This is a genomic window from Clostridium guangxiense, assembly GCF_021043395.1.
GTDB classification, from domain to species: Bacteria; Bacillota; Clostridia; order Clostridiales; family Clostridiaceae; genus Clostridium_S; species Clostridium_S guangxiense.
Genome location: NZ_JAJNKE010000021.1, coordinates 1 through 17,880, shown reverse-complemented (window position 1 = coordinate 17,880; position 17,880 = coordinate 1). Strand labels below are relative to the sequence as shown.

The 17,880-nt window shown below is 29.9% G+C and carries 19 protein-coding genes; all 19 read left to right on the top strand.

Annotation, left to right across the window (positions count from 1 at the left end):
* The first annotated feature begins 20 nt into the window (after positions 1-20).
* The 19 genes from prmA (at position 21) to LQK79_RS12595 (ending at position 17,355) form a co-directional block, all read left to right on the top strand.
* Positions 21-956, top strand: coding sequence for a 50S ribosomal protein L11 methyltransferase (prmA, locus tag LQK79_RS12685; RefSeq protein WP_231016775.1), 936 nt, complete (start codon positions 21-23; stop codon positions 954-956).
* A 26-nt stretch (positions 957-982) separates the two neighbouring features.
* Complete coding sequence (locus LQK79_RS12680) at positions 983-1,735, top strand: 16S rRNA (uracil(1498)-N(3))-methyltransferase (protein ID WP_053242246.1); 753 nt, start codon at positions 983-985, stop codon at positions 1,733-1,735.
* Complete coding sequence (gene mtaB, locus LQK79_RS12675) at positions 1,735-3,039, top strand: tRNA (N(6)-L-threonylcarbamoyladenosine(37)-C(2))-methylthiotransferase MtaB (RefSeq protein WP_053242247.1); 1,305 nt, start codon at positions 1,735-1,737, stop codon at positions 3,037-3,039. The genes LQK79_RS12680 and mtaB overlap by 1 nt, the downstream gene beginning before the upstream one ends.
* 63 nt (positions 3,040-3,102) lie before the next feature.
* Entirely contained in the window at positions 3,103-3,447 is a 345-nt protein-coding gene (locus tag LQK79_RS12670) for a histidine triad nucleotide-binding protein (protein WP_053242248.1), read from the top strand.
* A gap of 137 nt (positions 3,448-3,584) precedes the next feature.
* On the top strand, positions 3,585-3,761 hold the full coding sequence (gene rpsU, locus LQK79_RS12665; RefSeq protein WP_053242249.1) for a 30S ribosomal protein S21: 177 nt from the start codon (positions 3,585-3,587) through the stop codon (positions 3,759-3,761).
* Positions 3,762-3,781: 20 nt separating this feature from the next.
* On the top strand, positions 3,782-4,231 hold the full coding sequence (locus LQK79_RS12660) for a GatB/YqeY domain-containing protein (RefSeq protein WP_231016774.1): 450 nt from the start codon (positions 3,782-3,784) through the stop codon (positions 4,229-4,231).
* A 237-nt stretch (positions 4,232-4,468) separates the two neighbouring features.
* Entirely contained in the window at positions 4,469-4,771 is a 303-nt protein-coding gene (yqfC, locus tag LQK79_RS12655; RefSeq protein ID WP_053242251.1) for a sporulation protein YqfC, read from the top strand.
* Complete coding sequence (gene yqfD, locus LQK79_RS12650) at positions 4,761-5,894, top strand: sporulation protein YqfD (RefSeq protein ID WP_231016773.1); 1,134 nt, start codon at positions 4,761-4,763, stop codon at positions 5,892-5,894. The genes yqfC and yqfD overlap by 11 nt, the downstream gene beginning before the upstream one ends.
* 118 nt (positions 5,895-6,012) lie before the next feature.
* Complete coding sequence (locus tag LQK79_RS12645; protein WP_231016772.1) at positions 6,013-8,076, top strand: HD family phosphohydrolase; 2,064 nt, start codon at positions 6,013-6,015, stop codon at positions 8,074-8,076.
* Positions 8,077-8,083: 7 nt separating this feature from the next.
* The gene (gene ybeY, locus LQK79_RS12640; RefSeq protein ID WP_053242253.1) at positions 8,084-8,584 is read left to right on the top strand and encodes an rRNA maturation RNase YbeY; all 501 of its coding nucleotides are present in this window, start codon (positions 8,084-8,086) and stop codon (positions 8,582-8,584) included.
* 141 nt (positions 8,585-8,725) lie between these two features.
* Positions 8,726-9,424, top strand: a complete 699-nt coding sequence (locus LQK79_RS12635) for a diacylglycerol kinase (RefSeq protein WP_053242254.1) — start codon at positions 8,726-8,728, stop codon at positions 9,422-9,424.
* Between the two features lie 159 nt (positions 9,425-9,583).
* Positions 9,584-9,973: a cytidine deaminase gene (locus LQK79_RS12630; RefSeq protein WP_053242255.1), complete on the top strand. Its 390-nt coding sequence runs from the start codon at positions 9,584-9,586 to the stop codon at positions 9,971-9,973.
* A gap of 17 nt (positions 9,974-9,990) precedes the next feature.
* The gene (gene era / locus LQK79_RS12625) at positions 9,991-10,872 is read left to right on the top strand and encodes a GTPase Era (RefSeq protein ID WP_053242256.1); all 882 of its coding nucleotides are present in this window, start codon (positions 9,991-9,993) and stop codon (positions 10,870-10,872) included.
* A 43-nt stretch (positions 10,873-10,915) separates the two neighbouring features.
* The gene (gene recO, locus LQK79_RS12620; protein ID WP_231016799.1) at positions 10,916-11,659 is read left to right on the top strand and encodes a DNA repair protein RecO; all 744 of its coding nucleotides are present in this window, start codon (positions 10,916-10,918) and stop codon (positions 11,657-11,659) included.
* 7 nt (positions 11,660-11,666) lie between these two features.
* The gene (locus tag LQK79_RS12615; protein ID WP_231016771.1) at positions 11,667-12,260 is read left to right on the top strand and encodes a DUF4342 domain-containing protein; all 594 of its coding nucleotides are present in this window, start codon (positions 11,667-11,669) and stop codon (positions 12,258-12,260) included.
* Between the two features lie 544 nt (positions 12,261-12,804).
* On the top strand, positions 12,805-15,435 hold the full coding sequence (gene ppdK / locus LQK79_RS12610) for a pyruvate, phosphate dikinase (RefSeq protein ID WP_231016770.1): 2,631 nt from the start codon (positions 12,805-12,807) through the stop codon (positions 15,433-15,435).
* A gap of 300 nt (positions 15,436-15,735) precedes the next feature.
* On the top strand, positions 15,736-15,942 hold the full coding sequence (locus tag LQK79_RS12605; RefSeq protein ID WP_053242258.1) for a hypothetical protein: 207 nt from the start codon (positions 15,736-15,738) through the stop codon (positions 15,940-15,942).
* Between the two features lie 36 nt (positions 15,943-15,978).
* Complete coding sequence (locus LQK79_RS12600; RefSeq protein ID WP_231016769.1) at positions 15,979-16,692, top strand: serine/threonine protein kinase; 714 nt, start codon at positions 15,979-15,981, stop codon at positions 16,690-16,692.
* 96 nt (positions 16,693-16,788) lie between these two features.
* Positions 16,789-17,355 (top strand): hypothetical protein, encoded by a 567-nt coding sequence (locus LQK79_RS12595; RefSeq protein WP_231016768.1) that lies wholly within the window; start codon positions 16,789-16,791, stop codon positions 17,353-17,355.
* The last annotated feature ends 525 nt before the right edge of the window (positions 17,356-17,880 follow it).

Genomic DNA, 17,880 nt, shown 5'->3' with positions numbered 1-17,880 from the left:
ATATATTTGGAGGAATAAAGTTGGATAAAGATTGGATAGAAGTTAGTATTGTAACAAGCAGTGAGGCTGTTGAGGCAGTTACAGGAATACTTTACAATACACCTGTTAAGGGAGTTTCAATTGAGGATTCAAATGATATCGAATTTAAGAAGAAGCATCATGGTGATTGGGATTATTTTGATGAAAAACTTCTCAATATAAAAGAAGGTGCGGTAATAAAGGGATATTACAAAGAAGACAAGGAATTTGAAAATAATTTTGAATACATAAAAAAAAGTGTTGATAATTTAGGCGAATTTGGAATAGATAAAGGTAAAGGTCTTGTAGTTTCTAATAAAGTTAATGAACAAGATTGGGAAAATAACTGGAAAAAGTATTATAAGCCTACTAAAGTTGGTGCTAGAATTGTAGTAAAGCCTATATGGGAAAAGTATGAACCAAAAGATTACGAATTAGTTGTAGAACTTGATCCTGGTATGGCATTTGGAACGGGAACACATGAGACTACAAGGATGTGTATACAGGCACTTGAAAGATATGTGGATGATAATTCAACGGTTTTTGATATAGGAACAGGATCTGGTATACTTGCTATTTCAGCAGCTAAATTGAATGCAAGTAAAGTTTTAGGAGTTGATCTTGATCCTGTTGCGGTAGATTCTGCAAAACAAAACTTGAAGTATAATAATTTAGACAACATTGAAATCAAACACGGAGATTTAATGGAAGTTGTTGAAGGAAAAGCAGATGTAATTGTAGCAAATATTATTGCAGAAGTTATAAAGATTTTAATACCTGATGTAAATAAATTTATTACAAAGGGAGGATATTTTGTATCATCTGGTATAATAAAAGATAGAGCTAAGGATGTAATTGAAGAATTAAGAAAAAATAAATTTGAGATAGTAGAAGTTAATAACCAAGGAGAATGGGTCTGTATTGTTGCAAAAGCATAAAATATTTAAGGAGAGTGTTCTAAAATATGCACAAATTTTTTGTCGCCAAAGAAAATATAGTTAATAATATTGTAAGTATATACGGCGATGATGTGAAACATATATATAAGGTGTTAAGGCTTAAAGAAGGGGAAAAAATAAGCATAAACAACTGCAATGGAGAGGAATTTGTAGCAGAAATAACTCATATAGATAAAAGCATTGTAGAAGCTAAAATAATAGAAAAATTAGATGTGAACAATGAAAGTCCACTTGATGTATATTTATTTCAAGGAGTCCCTAAAGCAGCAAAAATGGATATTATAGTTCAAAAAGGTTGCGAACTTGGACTAAAGGAAATAAATCCTGTTATAATGAAAAGAGTAGTTGTAAAAAACGAAATGAAGGAATTCAAGAAACTGGATAGATGGAATAGGATTGCATTTGAAGCATGTAAGCAAAGTAAAAGAAGTTTAATAACTAAAGTAAATGATGTAATTGAGTTTAATGATATGCTTGAAAAGCTAGAAGACATTGATCTAGTGATAGTTCCTTATGAAAACGAAGAAGGTACTGGACTAAAAAAAGTAGTGAAAGAAATAGATGGTAAGAACATTAAAAATGTAGCAATTGTAATAGGACCTGAAGGTGGTTTTGATGAACAAGAAATAGAAGAACTAAAGCAAATTGGAGCACATATAATTACACTAGGACCTAGAATACTTAGAACTGAAACAGCAGGTTTTGTATGTACTTCACTTGTTATGTATGAACTATCCGATATTGGAGGAAATTTATAATGAAAGTTGCTTTTATCACACTTGGATGCAGAGTAAATTCATATGAAAGTGAAGCTATGGCCGAAAAGTTTATTAAAGAAGGATATGAACTTGTAGAGCCAGGAGACAAGGCTGATGTTTATGTTATAAATACATGTACGGTTACAAATATGGGTGACAGAAAATCAAGGCAGATGATAAGTAAGGCAAAAAAATTAAATAAGGATGCTCTTATAGCAGTTGTAGGATGTTACTCTCAGGTTGAGCCTGAGAAGGTATCTAAAATAGATGGTGTTGATATAATACTTGGAACTAAAAATAAGGGAGATATAATAAAATATTTAAATGAATTTATTGAAAAAAGAAAGCAAATAGTAAACGTCAAAGATGTTTTTAGAGATAAAAAATTTGAAGATCTTAAAATAGAAGAATATCATGATAAGACAAGGGCGTTTTTAAAAATACAGGATGGCTGTAATAGATTTTGTTCATACTGTCTTATACCTTATGCAAGGGGTGGAATATGCAGTAAAGATCCTGATGAGGTAATAAATGAAATCAAGGAACTTGCTAAGCACGGATTTAAGGAAATTATATTATCAGGAATACATATAGCATCTTATGGTCTTGATCTTAAAAATGGTTGGGATTTAATTAGGATTATTGAAGAAGCCGAAAAAATTGAAGGTATAGATAGAATAAGAATAGGATCAATTGAACCGACATTTTTTACAGATCAAGTAATTGAAAAGATAAGATCTATGAAAAAGATGTGTTCTCATTTTCACTTGTCACTTCAAAGTGGGTGTACAGATACACTAAAGAGAATGAATAGACATTATACAGCAGAGGAATACAAGAATATTGTAGAAAAGATTAGAAAGAATATAAAGGATGTGTCAATAACAACTGATGTTATTGTGGGTTTCCCAGGTGAAACTGAAAGTGAATTTAATGAAACTTATAATTTCCTTAAGGATATAAAGCTTACTAAAACTCATATATTTAAATATTCTAAGAGAGAAGGCACAAAGGCAGCTGATATGAGCAAGCAGGTTGATGGTAATGTAAAAGAAGCTAGAAGTGCTAAGCTTATTGAACTTAACAATAAAAATGAGAGTGAATTTATAAAGAAATTTATTGGAAGAAGTATGAAGGTGCTTTTTGAAAGTAATTTTGAAAATAATAGTAAATTGTACGAAGGATATACTACTAATTATATAAAAGTTGTAGTAGAAAGCCATAAGAATATATCTTCATCTATATTAGATGTAAATATTATTTCTGATAAGAATGAGTATTTAATTGGCGAAATTATACAGTGAATGCATTGCATAGAGGAAAAAATTTGATTTATATTGAATATATTATCAGAAGGGGGTGATTACATGGATGATTGTGTTTTTTGTAAAATAGTAAAGGGAGAAATACCAAGTAATAAAGTATATGAAGATGATAAAATAATAAGCTTTAAGGACCTAAATCCTGAAGCTCCAGTGCATGTGCTTATTATTCCTAAAAAACATATTTCAAGTCTTAATGATGTTAATGATGAAGACGCTGAAATAATAGCACATATATTTAAAACTGTTCCTAAGCTAGTAAAAGAGCTTGGAATTGATGAAGCTGGGTATAGAATAGTTTCAAATTGCGGAGAAAATGGTGGGCAGAGTGTTCCACACGTTCATTTCCACTTACTTGGAGGTAGAAGTCTTAACTGGCCTCCAGGCTAAAAACATGCATATAAATTGTTCTATGAACGCATGAAATTGTTGACATTAAAGCTTTATGTGTTGTATAATTGTTTTGTGTTATTTTGCCCAATAGCTGCATTTGAATTATAGTTAAGCTAGCGGAGGGAGGGATATAGATGTCAGAAATTAAAGTTGGCGAAAATGAATCTTTAGAGAATGCGTTAAGAAGATTTAAGAGAAAATGTGCTAGAGCGGGGGTTCTTTCAGAAGTAAGAAAGAGAGAACATTATGAAAAGCCTAGTGTAAAAAGAAAGAAAAAATCTGAAGCTGCTAGAAAAAGAAAGTTTAAATAGGTTTGAAAGAAGGTACGTGAATGTCCCTTAAGGAAAAACTACAGCAAGATTGGAAAGAAGCCTTGAAAAGTGGAGGTAAATTTAAGGCTAACATAATCAGTATGGCTAGAGCTGCTGTTTTACAGGTTGAAAAAACCGATGGCGAAAAGTTAGATGACTCAAATGTCATTGAGGTTTTATCAAGAGAAGTTAAACAGAGGCGAGAGGCTTTAGTTGAGTTTGAAAAAGGTAATAGGCAAGATTTAGTTGATAAAGCTAATAATGAGATAAAAATCCTTATGAATTACCTTCCTCAGCAATTGACTGAAGATGAGATTAAAAGTATTATTAACGATGTAGCTAAAGAAGTTGGAGCAAATGGCATGAAAGACATGGGAAAAGTAATGAAATCTGTAACTCCTAAAACAAAGGGACGTGCAGATGGTTCATTAGTTAGTAAACTCGTGAAAGAGTTTTTAAATAGTAAATAAAATGGAATTGTATAAGATCCGGATTTGCCGGATCTTTTATTAATGTGATTTCGTAAGAAATGTATTCAAATTGGAGATGGCTTAATGACATCTCCAATTTTATTTATGTGAAATTGGTGCTAGTGGAAATAAGATGGAAGGAGTTTAATATTCCTTCCATTTTTATTTTGTAGTAATTTATTGTAGCTTAAAGTCATAAATTAATATGGAAGTGTTGTAACGTTTGAGGGTGGAAGGGTGAAGAAATTTAGATTAAGTAACATAAAAAGAAGTATAGCAAATAAACTTGATTTTCCAACAGATATAGTTTTAGACATACCAAAGATAGATATCTCAATATTAGGAAATGAAGAAATATCCATAGAAAATCATAAGGAAATTCTTACCTTTAATGAAAATCTAATTAAAGTAAGTACTACATCAGGAATTATAAGGATAAAAGGAAGCAATCTTGAAATTCTTTTTATAGGGAAAAGCACAATAATAATTGGCGGGAAATTCAAAGCTATTGCGTATGGAGATGATAGTGATGAAAGTTAAATTTGATAAAACAAAACATGCTTATATAACCATTGAAATTAGAACTAAAAAAATTGAGGAGTTTTTAAATTTACTTTGGAGAAATAAAATAAAATTAATTGAAATACATAGGATGGATATGAACTTAATTCGTATAGAAACAGAACTTAAAGATTACAAAAAAATAAAGGATTTAGCAGCTAAAACAAAATCAAGAGTAAAAATAATAAGAACAAGAGGGTTTGGGTTCGTTTTACTTAAGTTAAAAAATAGATTTTCTCTAGTGATAGGAGCTGTCATGTTTTTAGTTGTTATACATTATTTAGCTGGTTTTATATGGGGAATAGATATAAATACAGAAAAAAATATACCACCGTATAATATAAGGCTCCAGCTATATAATTTAGGTATAAGACCTGGAATAAATAAAAGAAACTTAAATGTTTATGATATTGAAAAAAAGCTTGCTCTTAGAAATAATGATATAATGTGGGCCAGAGTTAGGATATATGGCTCTCATCTCAAAGTTAATATTGCAGAAAGGCAAGAACCACCTCAAATAATAAATGACACTAATCTGTGTAATATTGCAGCGAATAAAGACGGGTATATACTTAGAATTTATACAAAGTCTGGTACTGCCGTTGTTAAGCCTGGAGATGTCGTTAAAAAAGGACAAGTACTTATAAAAGGAGAGCAAGGAAAGGAAGGAAGTACTTATAATGTTCACGCAGAAGGAAATGTTATTGCACAAGTTTCTTATGAAAAATCAGTGGACGTTAGCTTATCTAAGCATGTTAGAGTGAGAACGGGAAAAAATTTGGAAAATTATTATATAAAAATTGGAGATAAAAAATTTTATTTGAAAAAAAATGCAAACAAGTTTAAGAAATATGATAAAATAATAGATAGCAATTTATTTTTTAATAAAGAAACATATTATGAAGTTGAAGATAAATTAGAAAAGCAAAATAAGGAAAAGCTTATTAAAAATGAAGCCGATGAAATGTATAAAAAAATTTCTTCTAAGTTTGATAAAAATATAAAAGTAATTAATAAAAGCGTTGATACAACAACAAGTGGAGATTTGTGTACAATTAGAATTTTAGTAATAACAGAAGAAGATATAGGAATGATACAGTAAATAGGGTTACTGATTCAACTATTAATTTATATATGTCTCATGTGCCTTGAACATGCATAGATTAAGTTTTGGTACGGTAACCCTTTATAAGCAGTGTTAAACAAAAGGGTGAATTAATATGAAAATATTTATGCTTATGAAAAAAAATGAAGTTAAAAAGGTGTTAATTTTATTAGTTTCCTTTTTTATTATCTATGGAATAATTTTAACATCTTTGATTACTAAAAAATACAATTTAAAAGAAGGAGATATTGCTAAGATAGATATTAAAGCGCCTAGAGATGTAAAAGATAGAAATGCAACTAATGACAGAATAAACCAGGCGGTAAACTCTGTAGGGCTTCAATACAATAAAAATTCTCAAGTTTTAGACGAAAGTTTATCCGATCTAAATGAAAATTTTGCAACTATAAATTCTGTTAAAGATACAACTTTTGATAATTCTAAAAAATTGGATGAACTAAAAAGCTCTATTACAGCAAATATTAGCGATGCTGACTTAAGTGCAATATTATCTTTAAGTAAAGATGAAACAAAAAATTTGCAGCAGGTTGTAATTAAAGCAATCAAAGAAATATATAATGGTGAAATTCGTGAAGAAAATCCAGAAGATATTAAAAAAGCCAAAGAAACTGCTGATGCACAGTTTAAAAGTGCAAAACTAAATAAAAGTGAATATAATTTAGCAAAAGACATAGTATATTCTTATATAAAGCCTAATATGACCTATGATTCCGACAAAACTAAAGAAATCAAAGAGGAAATTGCCAAAAAGGTTTCCCCTGTAATAGTAAAAAAGGAGCAAGTAATTGTTAAAGAAGGCGAACCTGTAACTGCAAATGAAATTGCAATACTTGAGGATCTTGGGCTTTTAAATAGTAAAAACAATTATAATTGGTATATATACATCAGTTTAGCTATGCTTGTTTCTATAGTACTATTTCTTGAAGTATACTATATTTTTAAATATTATAAACAAGTTTACGATGACAGTGGAAAACTTATAATGGTGTTTATTTTAAATATAATATCTATTATATTAGCTAGAACTATAAGCATTATTTCACCATTTTTAATACCACTTGCATGTGTACCTATGCTTTTAACATTGCTTTTAGATTATAAGATAGCATTAATAGAGAGTATATTAAACAGTATTTTAATTTCTGCGGTTTGTGAATTTAATACGGAAATAATTTTACTTACAATATTAAGCTGTATTTTAGTATCAATAGTATTTAGAAAAATGCAGCAGAGAAGTGATACAATTTATGCTGCTATGTTTATAGCCTTTATAAGTGCAATTGTAGCATTTTCTGTTGGATTTTTACTCAGCAATAATGTTGTTGATAATGTTAAAAAAGCAGCATTTACTTTTATTGGAGGGATTTTATCAGCAGTTCTCACAATAGGTTTTTTGCCTATTTTCGAAAATGTTTTTGGAATAGTTACTTCGGTAAAGCTTCTTGAATTATCAGATCCAAATCATCCTCTTATGAAAAAGCTTTTAATGGAAGCACCAGGAACATATCATCATAGTATAATGGTAGCTAATCTTGCAGAGGTTGCTGTTGAAAAAGTTGGAGGAAATCCACTTTTAGCAAGAGTATCTGCGTATTACCATGATATAGGAAAAATAAAGAGGCCATACTTTTTTAAGGAAAATCAAATTGGAGTTGATAATCCACATTCAAAGATAAATCCTAATTTAAGTGCTCTTGTTATAATCTCTCATGTAAAAGATGGCATAGAGCTTGCAAAAGAGTACAATATACCAAAGATAATACAAAATGCCATTGAGCAGCATCATGGTAACACTTTGGTTAAATATTTTTATATAACGCTAAAAAATTCAAGTGAAAATCCAGATGAAGTAAAGGAAGAAAACTTTAGATATCCAGGTCCTGTTCCAGAAAGTAAGGAAATAGCTATTATAATGCTTGCAGACAGTATAGAGGCGGCTGTAAGATCAATACATGAACCCACTAAATGCAAAGTAGAAGAGATGATAAATAATATAATAAATGAAAGGTTAAGTGATGGACAACTAAGCAATTGTGATCTCACTCTAAAGGATATTGGAGAGATACGAAAAGCATTTTTAAAAGCACTGCTTGGAATATATCATCAAAGGATAGAGTATCCTGTTGATAAAAGTGAATTGAAAAAACAAAAGGAGTAAGAACTTTATGATATTTATAGATAATAGACAAGAAATTATTAATGTAGAAGATAAGCTTTTAGATAAGATAAAAGAAATAATTGATTACGGACTTAAAGAAGAAGGAGTTAAAGTAGATTATGAAGTTTCTGTAATACTAATCGATAATAAAGAAATAAGGAATATAAATAGAGAAAATAGAAATGTAGATAGTGTTACAGATGTGCTCTCATTTCCTATGCTTGAATATCCAGAGGGAAAGGTTTTTAAAGATGTATATTCTGATTATGAATTTGATGATACATATTTGGATGATGAAAAACTTGTCATAGGGGATATAGCAATTTCTCTTGAAAGAGCCAAGGAGCAGAGTATAGAATATGGTCATTCTTTTTTAAGAGAAGTTTTATATCTTACAGTGCATTCAGTACTTCATCTAATGGGGTATGATCATATGGAAGAAATAGATAAGGAAAAAATGAGGGCAAGAGAAGAAGAAATATTAAATAGGTTTGGTATTAGTAGATAATTATGGCATGCACAAAATTGTGTGCATGCCATAGTTATCATTAAAATAAAAGCATTTTTGTAACAATTATAAAATTAATTTGATATAATTTATTATATATATAATTTACTAAGTGAATTCTTAAGGTATGGGATGATATTTATGAAGATGAAAAAGCTTGTGGATAGTTTTAACTATGCAATTGAGGGTATAATATATGCTATAAGAACACAACTTAATATTAGAATAGATTTTATATTTACACTTTTGATACTTACTGTTTGTTTTTTTACAGATTTGTCTAAGGTTGAACTTCTTGTAATAACCATAACTATAACAATGGTAATAGCAGCAGAACTCATTAATACAGCTATAGAAAGTGTTGTTGATTTGTATGTCAATTACTATCATCCACTCGCTAAAATAGCAAAGAATGTAGCAGCTGGAGCAGTTCTTGTAACGGCCATAAATGCTGTCATAGTAGGATTTGTTATATTTTGGAATAAACTTAAACCGGCTACTAATCACCTCATAAATAGAGTTAAAAATTCTAATCCATATATGCTGTTTATGATATTGATTATTGTTTGTATTGTTACGCTTATAGTCAAGGCAAAATTTGGCGAAGGAACTCCTTTAAGAGGAGGAATGCCAAGTGGTCACAGTGTAATAGCATTTTCATTAGCAACAATGATAACACTTATATCACCAGAAATTGAGGTTATAGTTCTTAGCTATCTCTTAGCAGTAATAGTTGCTCAAAGTAGGGTCGATTCAGAAATTCATTCTGTGTTTGAAGTAGTAGTAGGAGCAATTTTTGGAATTTTAATTACTATAATTTTATTTAAGATATTTCGTTAAAAATTGTGTATTATGAATTATGTTTAAGTAAAGATAAACCACCCTGAAACTTCAAATTTATTTGTACCAAAATGCTGTCTTCTGGGGATTTTGGTACAAATGAATTTCAATAATTGAAACAGTTAGTTTATCTATAGATCTATAGAAGGAGAAACTATTATGGATTACAAGTTTTTAATAAAAAAAGCATTAGAGTATAAAGAAAAGGCATATGTTCCATATTCACATTTTAGAGTTGGAGCAGCAGTTTTTACTGAAAACAATAATATTTTTGGTGGATGCAATATAGAGAATGTGTCTTTTGGAGCTACTAATTGTGCTGAAAGAACAGCTATATTTAAGGCTGTAAGTGAAGAAGGAAAAACATCCATAAAAGCAATTGCGATAGTATCTGATGATGACGGATATACTTATCCTTGTGGTATTTGTAGACAGGTAATAAATGAATTTGCAGCTGAAGATATTAAAATAATATTAGCTAAAGATAAGGAAAATTATATAATAAAGGAAATGAAAGATATATTTCCTGAACCATTTGATAAATTTTAATTAAATAAGGAGGATTTATGTTTAAATCTGGATTTGTAACAATTATAGGAAGACCAAATGTAGGAAAATCTACATTGCTTAATTACATAATGGGTGAAAAATTATCTATTGTATCTAGTAAGCCTCAGACAACAAGGAATAACATTCAAACTATACTTACAGGAGAGGATTATCAGCTTATTTTTGTGGATACTCCTGGAATTCATAAGCCAAGGCATAAACTTGGAGAATATATGGTGAAGGTAGCCAATGATACCGTAAAAGACGTTGATTTGATTGTGTTCGTAACTACTCCTGATGTTGAAGTAGGAAAGGGAGATATTCATATATTGGAACAGCTTAAAGATGTCAATGTTCCAATATTCTTGGTAGTAAATAAAATGGATGAGACTACTGATGAAAGATTAGCTAAAACTCTTAAAAATTATTCTGATTTTTTTGAGTTTAAAGAAATAATACCTATAGCAGCTATCAAGGGAAAAAATGTAGATACTCTGATAGAGCTTATGGTAAAGTACATGAAAGAGGGACCTAAGTATTATCCAGATGAAATGATAATAGATAAACAGGAAAGGTTCATTGTTTCAGAGATTATAAGAGAAAAAGCCTTAAGACTTTTATCTGATGAAGTTCCACATGGAATTGCCATAGAAGTTATTAAAATGAAAGAAAATGAAAATGGTAAATATAATATTGAAGCTAATTTACTTTGTGAGAAAGAATCACATAAAGGGATAATAATAGGGAAGAATGGAAAAATGCTAAAAAAAATATCAACATATGCTAGAGAAAGCATTGAGGAGTTTCTTGGGAAAAAGGTAAATCTAAGGCTGTGGGTTAAGGTTAAAAAAGATTGGAGAGATAGTCCTTTTGTTCTTAAAGAGTTAGGATACAAATAATTTTTTAAAAAAAGGTTAAAATATCAAGGGAGGAGATGAGAATCTGGCTGTATTTAAAAGCAGAGGTGTAGTAATAAAAAGTCAAAATCTAAATGAAAATGACAAATTGATTTGGATTTTTACTGAGAAGTTAGGCAAAATATCTGCAATTGCTAGAGGAGCTCAAAAAAATAGAAGTAAATATTTACCTATAACCATAAATTTTTGTTTTGGAAATTATGTTCTTTTTAAAGGGAAAAGCATGTTTATATTAAATGAGGGCGAAATAATTGACTCTTTTCAGGAATTTTTAAATGATCTAGATGTTCTTACTTATGCTTCATATCTTTGTGAATTAATAGATATTTCTATGGTTGAAGGTGAAAGCTCAAGAGATTTATTTAGAGAATTCGTAAGTACATTTTATTTAATAAAGAATAGGGTAGGCGATCTAGAAACTCTTGCCAGAGCGTTTGAACTAAAGCTTATGAAATATACTGGTTATAGCCTTAATTTTGGTCATTGTGCCAAATGCAAAAAAAAAATATCATCTTCCAATTATATAAGTTATAAATACTATGGTTTTTTATGTGATGATTGCACTAAGGAAGGAGGAAGAAGCATTACACCGGCCTCCTACAATGCTCTTAATTATTTAAATAGGACTCCCATAGGGAATATTTATAGAGTTAATTTAAATGAAAAAATAAAAAAAGAGGTATATGGAATATTAGGTGAATTTATATCTCAAGATTATGCTAAAAAACCTAAAAGCTTGGAAATATTAAGTTTAATGAATAAGGAGTGAATTATAAATGGAAGAAATAACTTTGGAGAAAATTGATATCATTAAAGAAAGAACCGGAGTTACATATACAGAGGCAAAAGAAGCACTTGAGGCTTCAAATGGAAATGTAATTGATGCTCTTGTATATGTAGAAAAAAATTCTAAAAAAAATGGAGGAGCAAAAGAACAGTTTGATACCACTAAAGATGAATTTGTTGCATGGATTAAGGACATTATTAGCAAAGGTAATGTATCAAGGATAAGAGTTAAAAAAGACGATAAGATCATACTTGATATACCTGTTAGCGCTGGTATAGTAGGTGGTGTTGCAGCAGGAGTTGTATGGGCACCATCTATAGCACTTATGTTTTTGACTGCTGTAGTTACTAGAGTTACAGTGGAAATAACAAAGGAAGATGGCTCTGTTGAAGTTGTAAATAAAGTAGTTAAAGATACAGTTACAAATGTTAAGGAAAAAATGAATGATGCCGCATCAGAATTTAAAGAAAAATTTAAGGGCAGTAACAATAATAGAGATGATAGTGAAAATTCTTATCAATACACTGTAAGATTTGACGATATAGATGATGATAAAAAAAGTGACGATAATGAAACAAAATAGTTTATAAATAGAATACATTTAAAAATAAAAAGGGCTTGATGCCTTTTTTATTTATTTCGAGATTAAACTAAGAACTTATAAAAAATTAAGGAAATTAAAGAATTTTCAAAATAATTAGCCATATTATGCTTAAATCAAACCAAAAACTGGAGAAATAGGTGTAATAATTATTTTTGGAAAATGCTATAATTAATATGTAATTTTGATAGGTTTATATTTTTATTAGAAACATATGCAATATTATTTTTAGAGTTTATGAGTTTCTATAATGCAATAATTTATATCATTAATAGGGTGATTTTTGTAGTTAACTTGTTGTTATGTCGAAAGTAAACGATTTAAGTTGAACTAATCGAGATAAAATTCTCGTTAGTAAGGGTTATTGTATCGAGACTCAATTTATATATGTTTTAAAATGCTATGTTCAAGGTATTATGAGGCATGTATAAATTAAAAGTTGAGTTAATAATCCTATATAAAGAAAAAGATATGCCATTTAAGTTGGTATAACTGTAACAACAAAACGATTAAAGGGGATGTTACTATGGAAAGAAAAAAGTATGTATACCTTTTTGATGAAGGAAACGCAGGTATGAGAAATTTATTGGGAGGTAAAGGAGCAAATTTAGCAGAAATGACCAACCTTGGTATACCTGTTCCACAAGGCTTTACGGTTACTACAGAAGCGTGCATAAAATACTATGAAGATGGCGAAAAAATATCTGATGATGTACATGAACAAATTGATGAACATATGAGAAAACTTGAGGAAATCACAGGAAAGAAATTTGGTAGCGATACAAACCCACTTCTTGTTTCTGTAAGGTCAGGAGCAAGAGTATCAATGCCTGGAATGATGGATACGATACTTAATCTTGGATTAAATGATAAAACTGTAGAAGCAGTTAAGAAACTTACGAATAATGAAAGATTTGCATATGATTCTTATAGAAGATTTGTTCAAATGTTTTCAAATGTTGCAATGGGAATAGATGGTAGAAAGTTTGAAGATATTATAGATAAAGTTAAAGAAGAAAAAGATGTTAAATACGACACTGAATTAGATGCAGATGACTTGAAAAATATACTTTCACAATTTAAAGAATTATATAAAAAGGAATTAGGAAAGGATTTTCCAAGTGATCCAAAAGAGCAACTTATAGAAGCAGTTACCGCTGTATTTAGATCTTGGAATAATCCTAGAGCAATAGTTTATAGAAGAATAAATGATATACCAGGTGATTGGGGAACAGCTGTAAATGTTCAATCAATGGTATTTGGAAATATGGGAAACACTTCAGGAACAGGAGTTGCATTTACAAGGGACCCTGCACTTGGAGATAAGAGAATATTTGGAGAATATCTCATAAATGCACAAGGTGAAGATGTAGTTGCAGGGATTAGAACACCTCAGCCAATAACAAAACTTCAGGATGATTTGCCAGAATGTTATAAACAATTTATGGAGATAGCTCAGAAACTTGAAAATCACTATAGAGATATGCAGGATATGGAATTTACTATAGAACAAGGTAAACTTTATTTCTTGCAGACTAGAAATGGAAAAAGAACTGCACAGGCAGCATTAAAAATTGCAGTTAATTTGGTTCATGAAGGATTATTGACTAAAGAAGAGGCACTTCTTAAAGTTGAACCAAAGCAGCTTGATTCACTTTTGCATCCAGCTTTTGATAAAAAGGAACTTGAAAAATCTGAACCAATAGCAAAAGGGCTTCCAGCATCACCTGGAGCGGCTTCAGGAAAAATTTATTTTACAGCAGAGGATGCTAAAGCACATCATGAAAATGGCGAAAAGGTTATACTTGTAAGACTTGAGACATCACCAGAAGACATAGAAGGAATGGTAGCCTCAGAAGGAATACTCACAGTAAGGGGAGGTATGACTTCACATGCAGCAGTTGTTGCTAGAGGAATGGGAACATGCTGTGTTGCAGGCTGCGGAGACATAGTTGTCAAAGAAGCAGATAAGAAATTTGAAGTAGGTGGAAAAGTATATAATGAAGGTGATTTCATTTCATTAGATGGAAGTACTGGAAGTGTTTATGGATCTTCTATAAAGACAACTGCACCTGAAATAAGTGGTTACTTTGGAACATTTATGGGATGGGCAGATGAAGTAAGAAAACTTAAAGTTAAAACTAATGCTGATACACCAAGAGATGCAGCTCAGGCAGTAAAATTTGGAGCTGAAGGTGTAGGTCTTTGTAGAACTGAGCATATGTTCTTTAATGAAGATAGAATACCAGCAGTTAGAGAAATGATAGTTGCTAAAACTGTAGAACAAAGAAAAAAGGCACTTGCTAAACTTTTGCCAATGCAAAAAGAGGATTTTATAGGAATATATGAGGCAATGGAAGGAAGACCAGTTACAATAAGGTTCTTGGATCCACCTTTGCATGAATTCTTACCTACTAACGATGAAGATATAAAAGATTTAGCAAAAGAAATGGGAATTACCTTTGATGAACTTAAAAATACGGTTTTATCCTTACACGAATTTAATCCTATGATGGGTCATAGAGGCTGCAGACTGTGTGTATCATATCCTGAAATAGCTGAAATGCAAACCACAGCTGTAATAGAAGCAGCTATAGATGTAAATAAGAGAAAGAGCCTTAATATTGAGCCTCAAATTATGATACCTCTCGCAGGTGAAACAAAAGAATTAAAATATGTTAAGGACATAGTAGTTGAAACAGCAGATAGAATTATAAAAGAAAAAGGCGCTAACTTAAAATATAAAGTTGGAACTATGATAGAAATACCAAGGGCTGCACTTACAGCAGATGAAATAGCAAAAGAAGCTGACTTCTTCTCGTTTGGAACTAATGATTTAACTCAAATGACCTTTGGATTCTCTAGAGATGATGCGGGAAAATTCTTAAAGGATTATTATGAAAAGAAAATATATGAATTTGATCCTTTTGCAAAATTAGATCAGGTAGGTGTTGGAAAACTTATAAAAATGTCTGCTGAATTGGGAAGAAAAACAAATCCTAATTTAGAACTTGGAATTTGTGGTGAACATGGAGGAGACCCTTCTTCTGTAGAGTTTTGTCATGATGTTGGACTTGATTATGTTTCTTGCTCACCATTTAGAGTCCCTCTTGCAAGACTTGCAGCTGCACAGGCACAGGTTAAAAATCCAAGATAAATCTAAATGGTAAAATTAATAGCATAATTTTAGTTAAAAAGCTTGGTATAACAAACTTTTGAAAAAAATTATATTATAAAAGTATAGGGTATTGCAACTTAATTTCATTGTTGATTTTAAGTTATAATGCCCTATATTTTTTATTATAAGTTATTTTTACTTTTAAGATAATATAAATATTTAATTTATTTCTAAATAGGTAACATAATGTTTAGATAACTCATATTATATAACTGTAAAAATAAATCATATTGATTTAAAAAAGTACAGAAGAGGTGTTATGTATGGATTCTTTTATTAATGAATCATATAATGGCCATAGCTATTATAAACTCAGCAGTTCATCAAGAAGTAGATCAAGTTGCAGATCAAGAAGGAGATCAAGTTGCAGATCAAGAAGCAGGTCAAGAAGTTGGTCAAGTTGCAGATCAAGAAGTAGGTCTAGAAGTAGATCAAGAAGTAGGTCTAGAAGTAGATCAAGAAGTTGGTAGGTCATATAGTCGATAACGTTATTTGAAATAAAATAGTTATAGGATTATTGATATGGATAGATATTATAAAACTGGAGAAAAGATAAATGGATATTCAATTCTAAAAGTAATAGGTGAAGGTAGATATGGAATTGTATATTTGGCAGCTAATGACAAACGTGAAAAGCGTGTAATAAAACAATTAAAAAAAAATATGCTTAAGGATACTAGAAAAAAATTATTTTATGAAGAGAAGATATTAAAAGCTTTAGATAATCCCAAATTTCCTAAATTTATATCAAAATTTAATGACCAAGATAGAGAAGGCTATATATTAGAATATATTGAGGGAAAAGTATTTGAAGATTTATTAGCCATAGATGAATATGAGTTTAATAAAGACGAGATTTACAAAATTGGGTGGCAGCTTTTAGAATTAGTTGAAATATTGCATAATAATGGTATAGTACACCGTGATATTAGACTTCCTAATGTAATATTGAAAAAAAACAAAGATATAGCTTTGATTGATTTTGGATTAGCAAGAATTATTGATAATAAAAGATATGTAAAAGATGTAGATTATTGGTTTATAGGTGATTTTTTAATTCATCTATATTATTCATCATATAAAGTAACCGATTCAGAAGATAAACCTTGGTATGAAGAACTTCATTTAAATCCAGAAGAAGAAATTTTTTTAAAAAAGTTAATGAATATCCAAGGAAATTATAAAAATATTGAAGAAATAAAAAAACAACTTGAAAAAATCAAAAATATAAATTGATATTGAAGATGGGCCATATGATTAGGAATTTTAATTCTAATATCATATGGCTTTATTTCATAATAAGCATAGGATTAAATTGAGGAGGTATTTATTATGCCAAATTTAATAGAGATACTAAAAATGTACCCGGAAAGCTTCAGAGCTAATTTATACTCTGTAAAACATTTTAGAATGATTGGATTGATAGATGTAAATATTAAATATATTTATGGAATGGAAAGGGTGACTTTAGCATATTTTAGATCATCAGGAACTAATAGTGGTAAAATAAGAGGATTATGGTATCCTATTGTTGGAATAAAAACCTATACAGGAATATTTACGGAATTTACAGAGTATTTAAATTTTGTGCTGACAAGTACTACGAAAAAGGGAATTGCAGATGAGGGATGGTTGGCTAAATCCTTATTTTTTTCAAAGAAACCTGCTAATAGTTCCATGATTAGAGGATTTTCTAATGGAATGCATTATAAAAGTCTTTTGAGAATAGGTGAAACCTTAAGAAATTTGTATGAAAATAATCAATTTGAAGAAATGAAGTCATTAGATGGATATAAATTAAATAGTATATTGACTTCAAAAGAAATATATGTAGATAATAATCATACCCAAAGAGAAAACTTTGAGAAATTTGTAGAAGATATATTTAATGAAATGTAGTAATATATAAGAGGCTTATAATTAGCAGGTACAGGAATATATGTTAGAGGTAGTCAAGACTCAGATTAAATAAACAAGATAGCTAGGGGCTGTCGCACTAAAAAAATTGCGAAGCAATCATAATAATGAAGGGTTTTAACTGGCCCTGCGCGTTAAAAGACTAACTTTTTCACTTATGTGAAAAGTGAAGGGTTTTACGATGCTTCGCACGTAAAAGGTGAACTTTTTTACGTACAGTAAAAAGTTAATGTTGATTTTTCTCCGTTTTACTACGGAAAATCTTTAATTTAAGTTAATAATTTTTCTGTAGCAAAGCGAAAGAAAAATATCCTTAACCTTTTGCCGTGGCAAAACCATTCACCTTTGACAAGCAAAGCTATGTCAAACCCTTCACTTTTCATTTATATGAAAAAGTTAGTCTTTTAACGAGCAAAGTGAAGTTAAAACCCTTCACTCGTATAATATAGTTGTACCCACCAATAAAGATTAGACCAAATCTACTAACGGATGTTTATAATAATATTT

Coding starts and splice junctions, on each gene's coding strand:
- LQK79_RS12680 (WP_053242246.1), top strand. CDS start 983: ATGCACAAATTTTTTGTCGCCAAAGAAAATATAGTTAATAATATTGTA.
- mtaB (WP_053242247.1), top strand. CDS start 1,735: ATGAAAGTTGCTTTTATCACACTTGGATGCAGAGTAAATTCATATGAA.
- LQK79_RS12670 (WP_053242248.1), top strand. CDS start 3,103: ATGGATGATTGTGTTTTTTGTAAAATAGTAAAGGGAGAAATACCAAGT.
- rpsU (WP_053242249.1), top strand. CDS start 3,585: ATGTCAGAAATTAAAGTTGGCGAAAATGAATCTTTAGAGAATGCGTTA.
- LQK79_RS12660 (WP_231016774.1), top strand. CDS start 3,782: ATGTCCCTTAAGGAAAAACTACAGCAAGATTGGAAAGAAGCCTTGAAA.
- yqfD (WP_231016773.1), top strand. CDS start 4,761: ATGAAAGTTAAATTTGATAAAACAAAACATGCTTATATAACCATTGAA.
- LQK79_RS12645 (WP_231016772.1), top strand. CDS start 6,013: ATGAAAATATTTATGCTTATGAAAAAAAATGAAGTTAAAAAGGTGTTA.
- ybeY (WP_053242253.1), top strand. CDS start 8,084: ATGATATTTATAGATAATAGACAAGAAATTATTAATGTAGAAGATAAG.
- LQK79_RS12635 (WP_053242254.1), top strand. CDS start 8,726: ATGAAGATGAAAAAGCTTGTGGATAGTTTTAACTATGCAATTGAGGGT.
- LQK79_RS12630 (WP_053242255.1), top strand. CDS start 9,584: ATGGATTACAAGTTTTTAATAAAAAAAGCATTAGAGTATAAAGAAAAG.
- era (WP_053242256.1), top strand. CDS start 9,991: ATGTTTAAATCTGGATTTGTAACAATTATAGGAAGACCAAATGTAGGA.
- LQK79_RS12615 (WP_231016771.1), top strand. CDS start 11,667: ATGGAAGAAATAACTTTGGAGAAAATTGATATCATTAAAGAAAGAACC.
- ppdK (WP_231016770.1), top strand. CDS start 12,805: ATGGAAAGAAAAAAGTATGTATACCTTTTTGATGAAGGAAACGCAGGT.
- LQK79_RS12605 (WP_053242258.1), top strand. CDS start 15,736: ATGAATCATATAATGGCCATAGCTATTATAAACTCAGCAGTTCATCAA.
- LQK79_RS12600 (WP_231016769.1), top strand. CDS start 15,979: ATGGATAGATATTATAAAACTGGAGAAAAGATAAATGGATATTCAATT.
- LQK79_RS12595 (WP_231016768.1), top strand. CDS start 16,789: ATGCCAAATTTAATAGAGATACTAAAAATGTACCCGGAAAGCTTCAGA.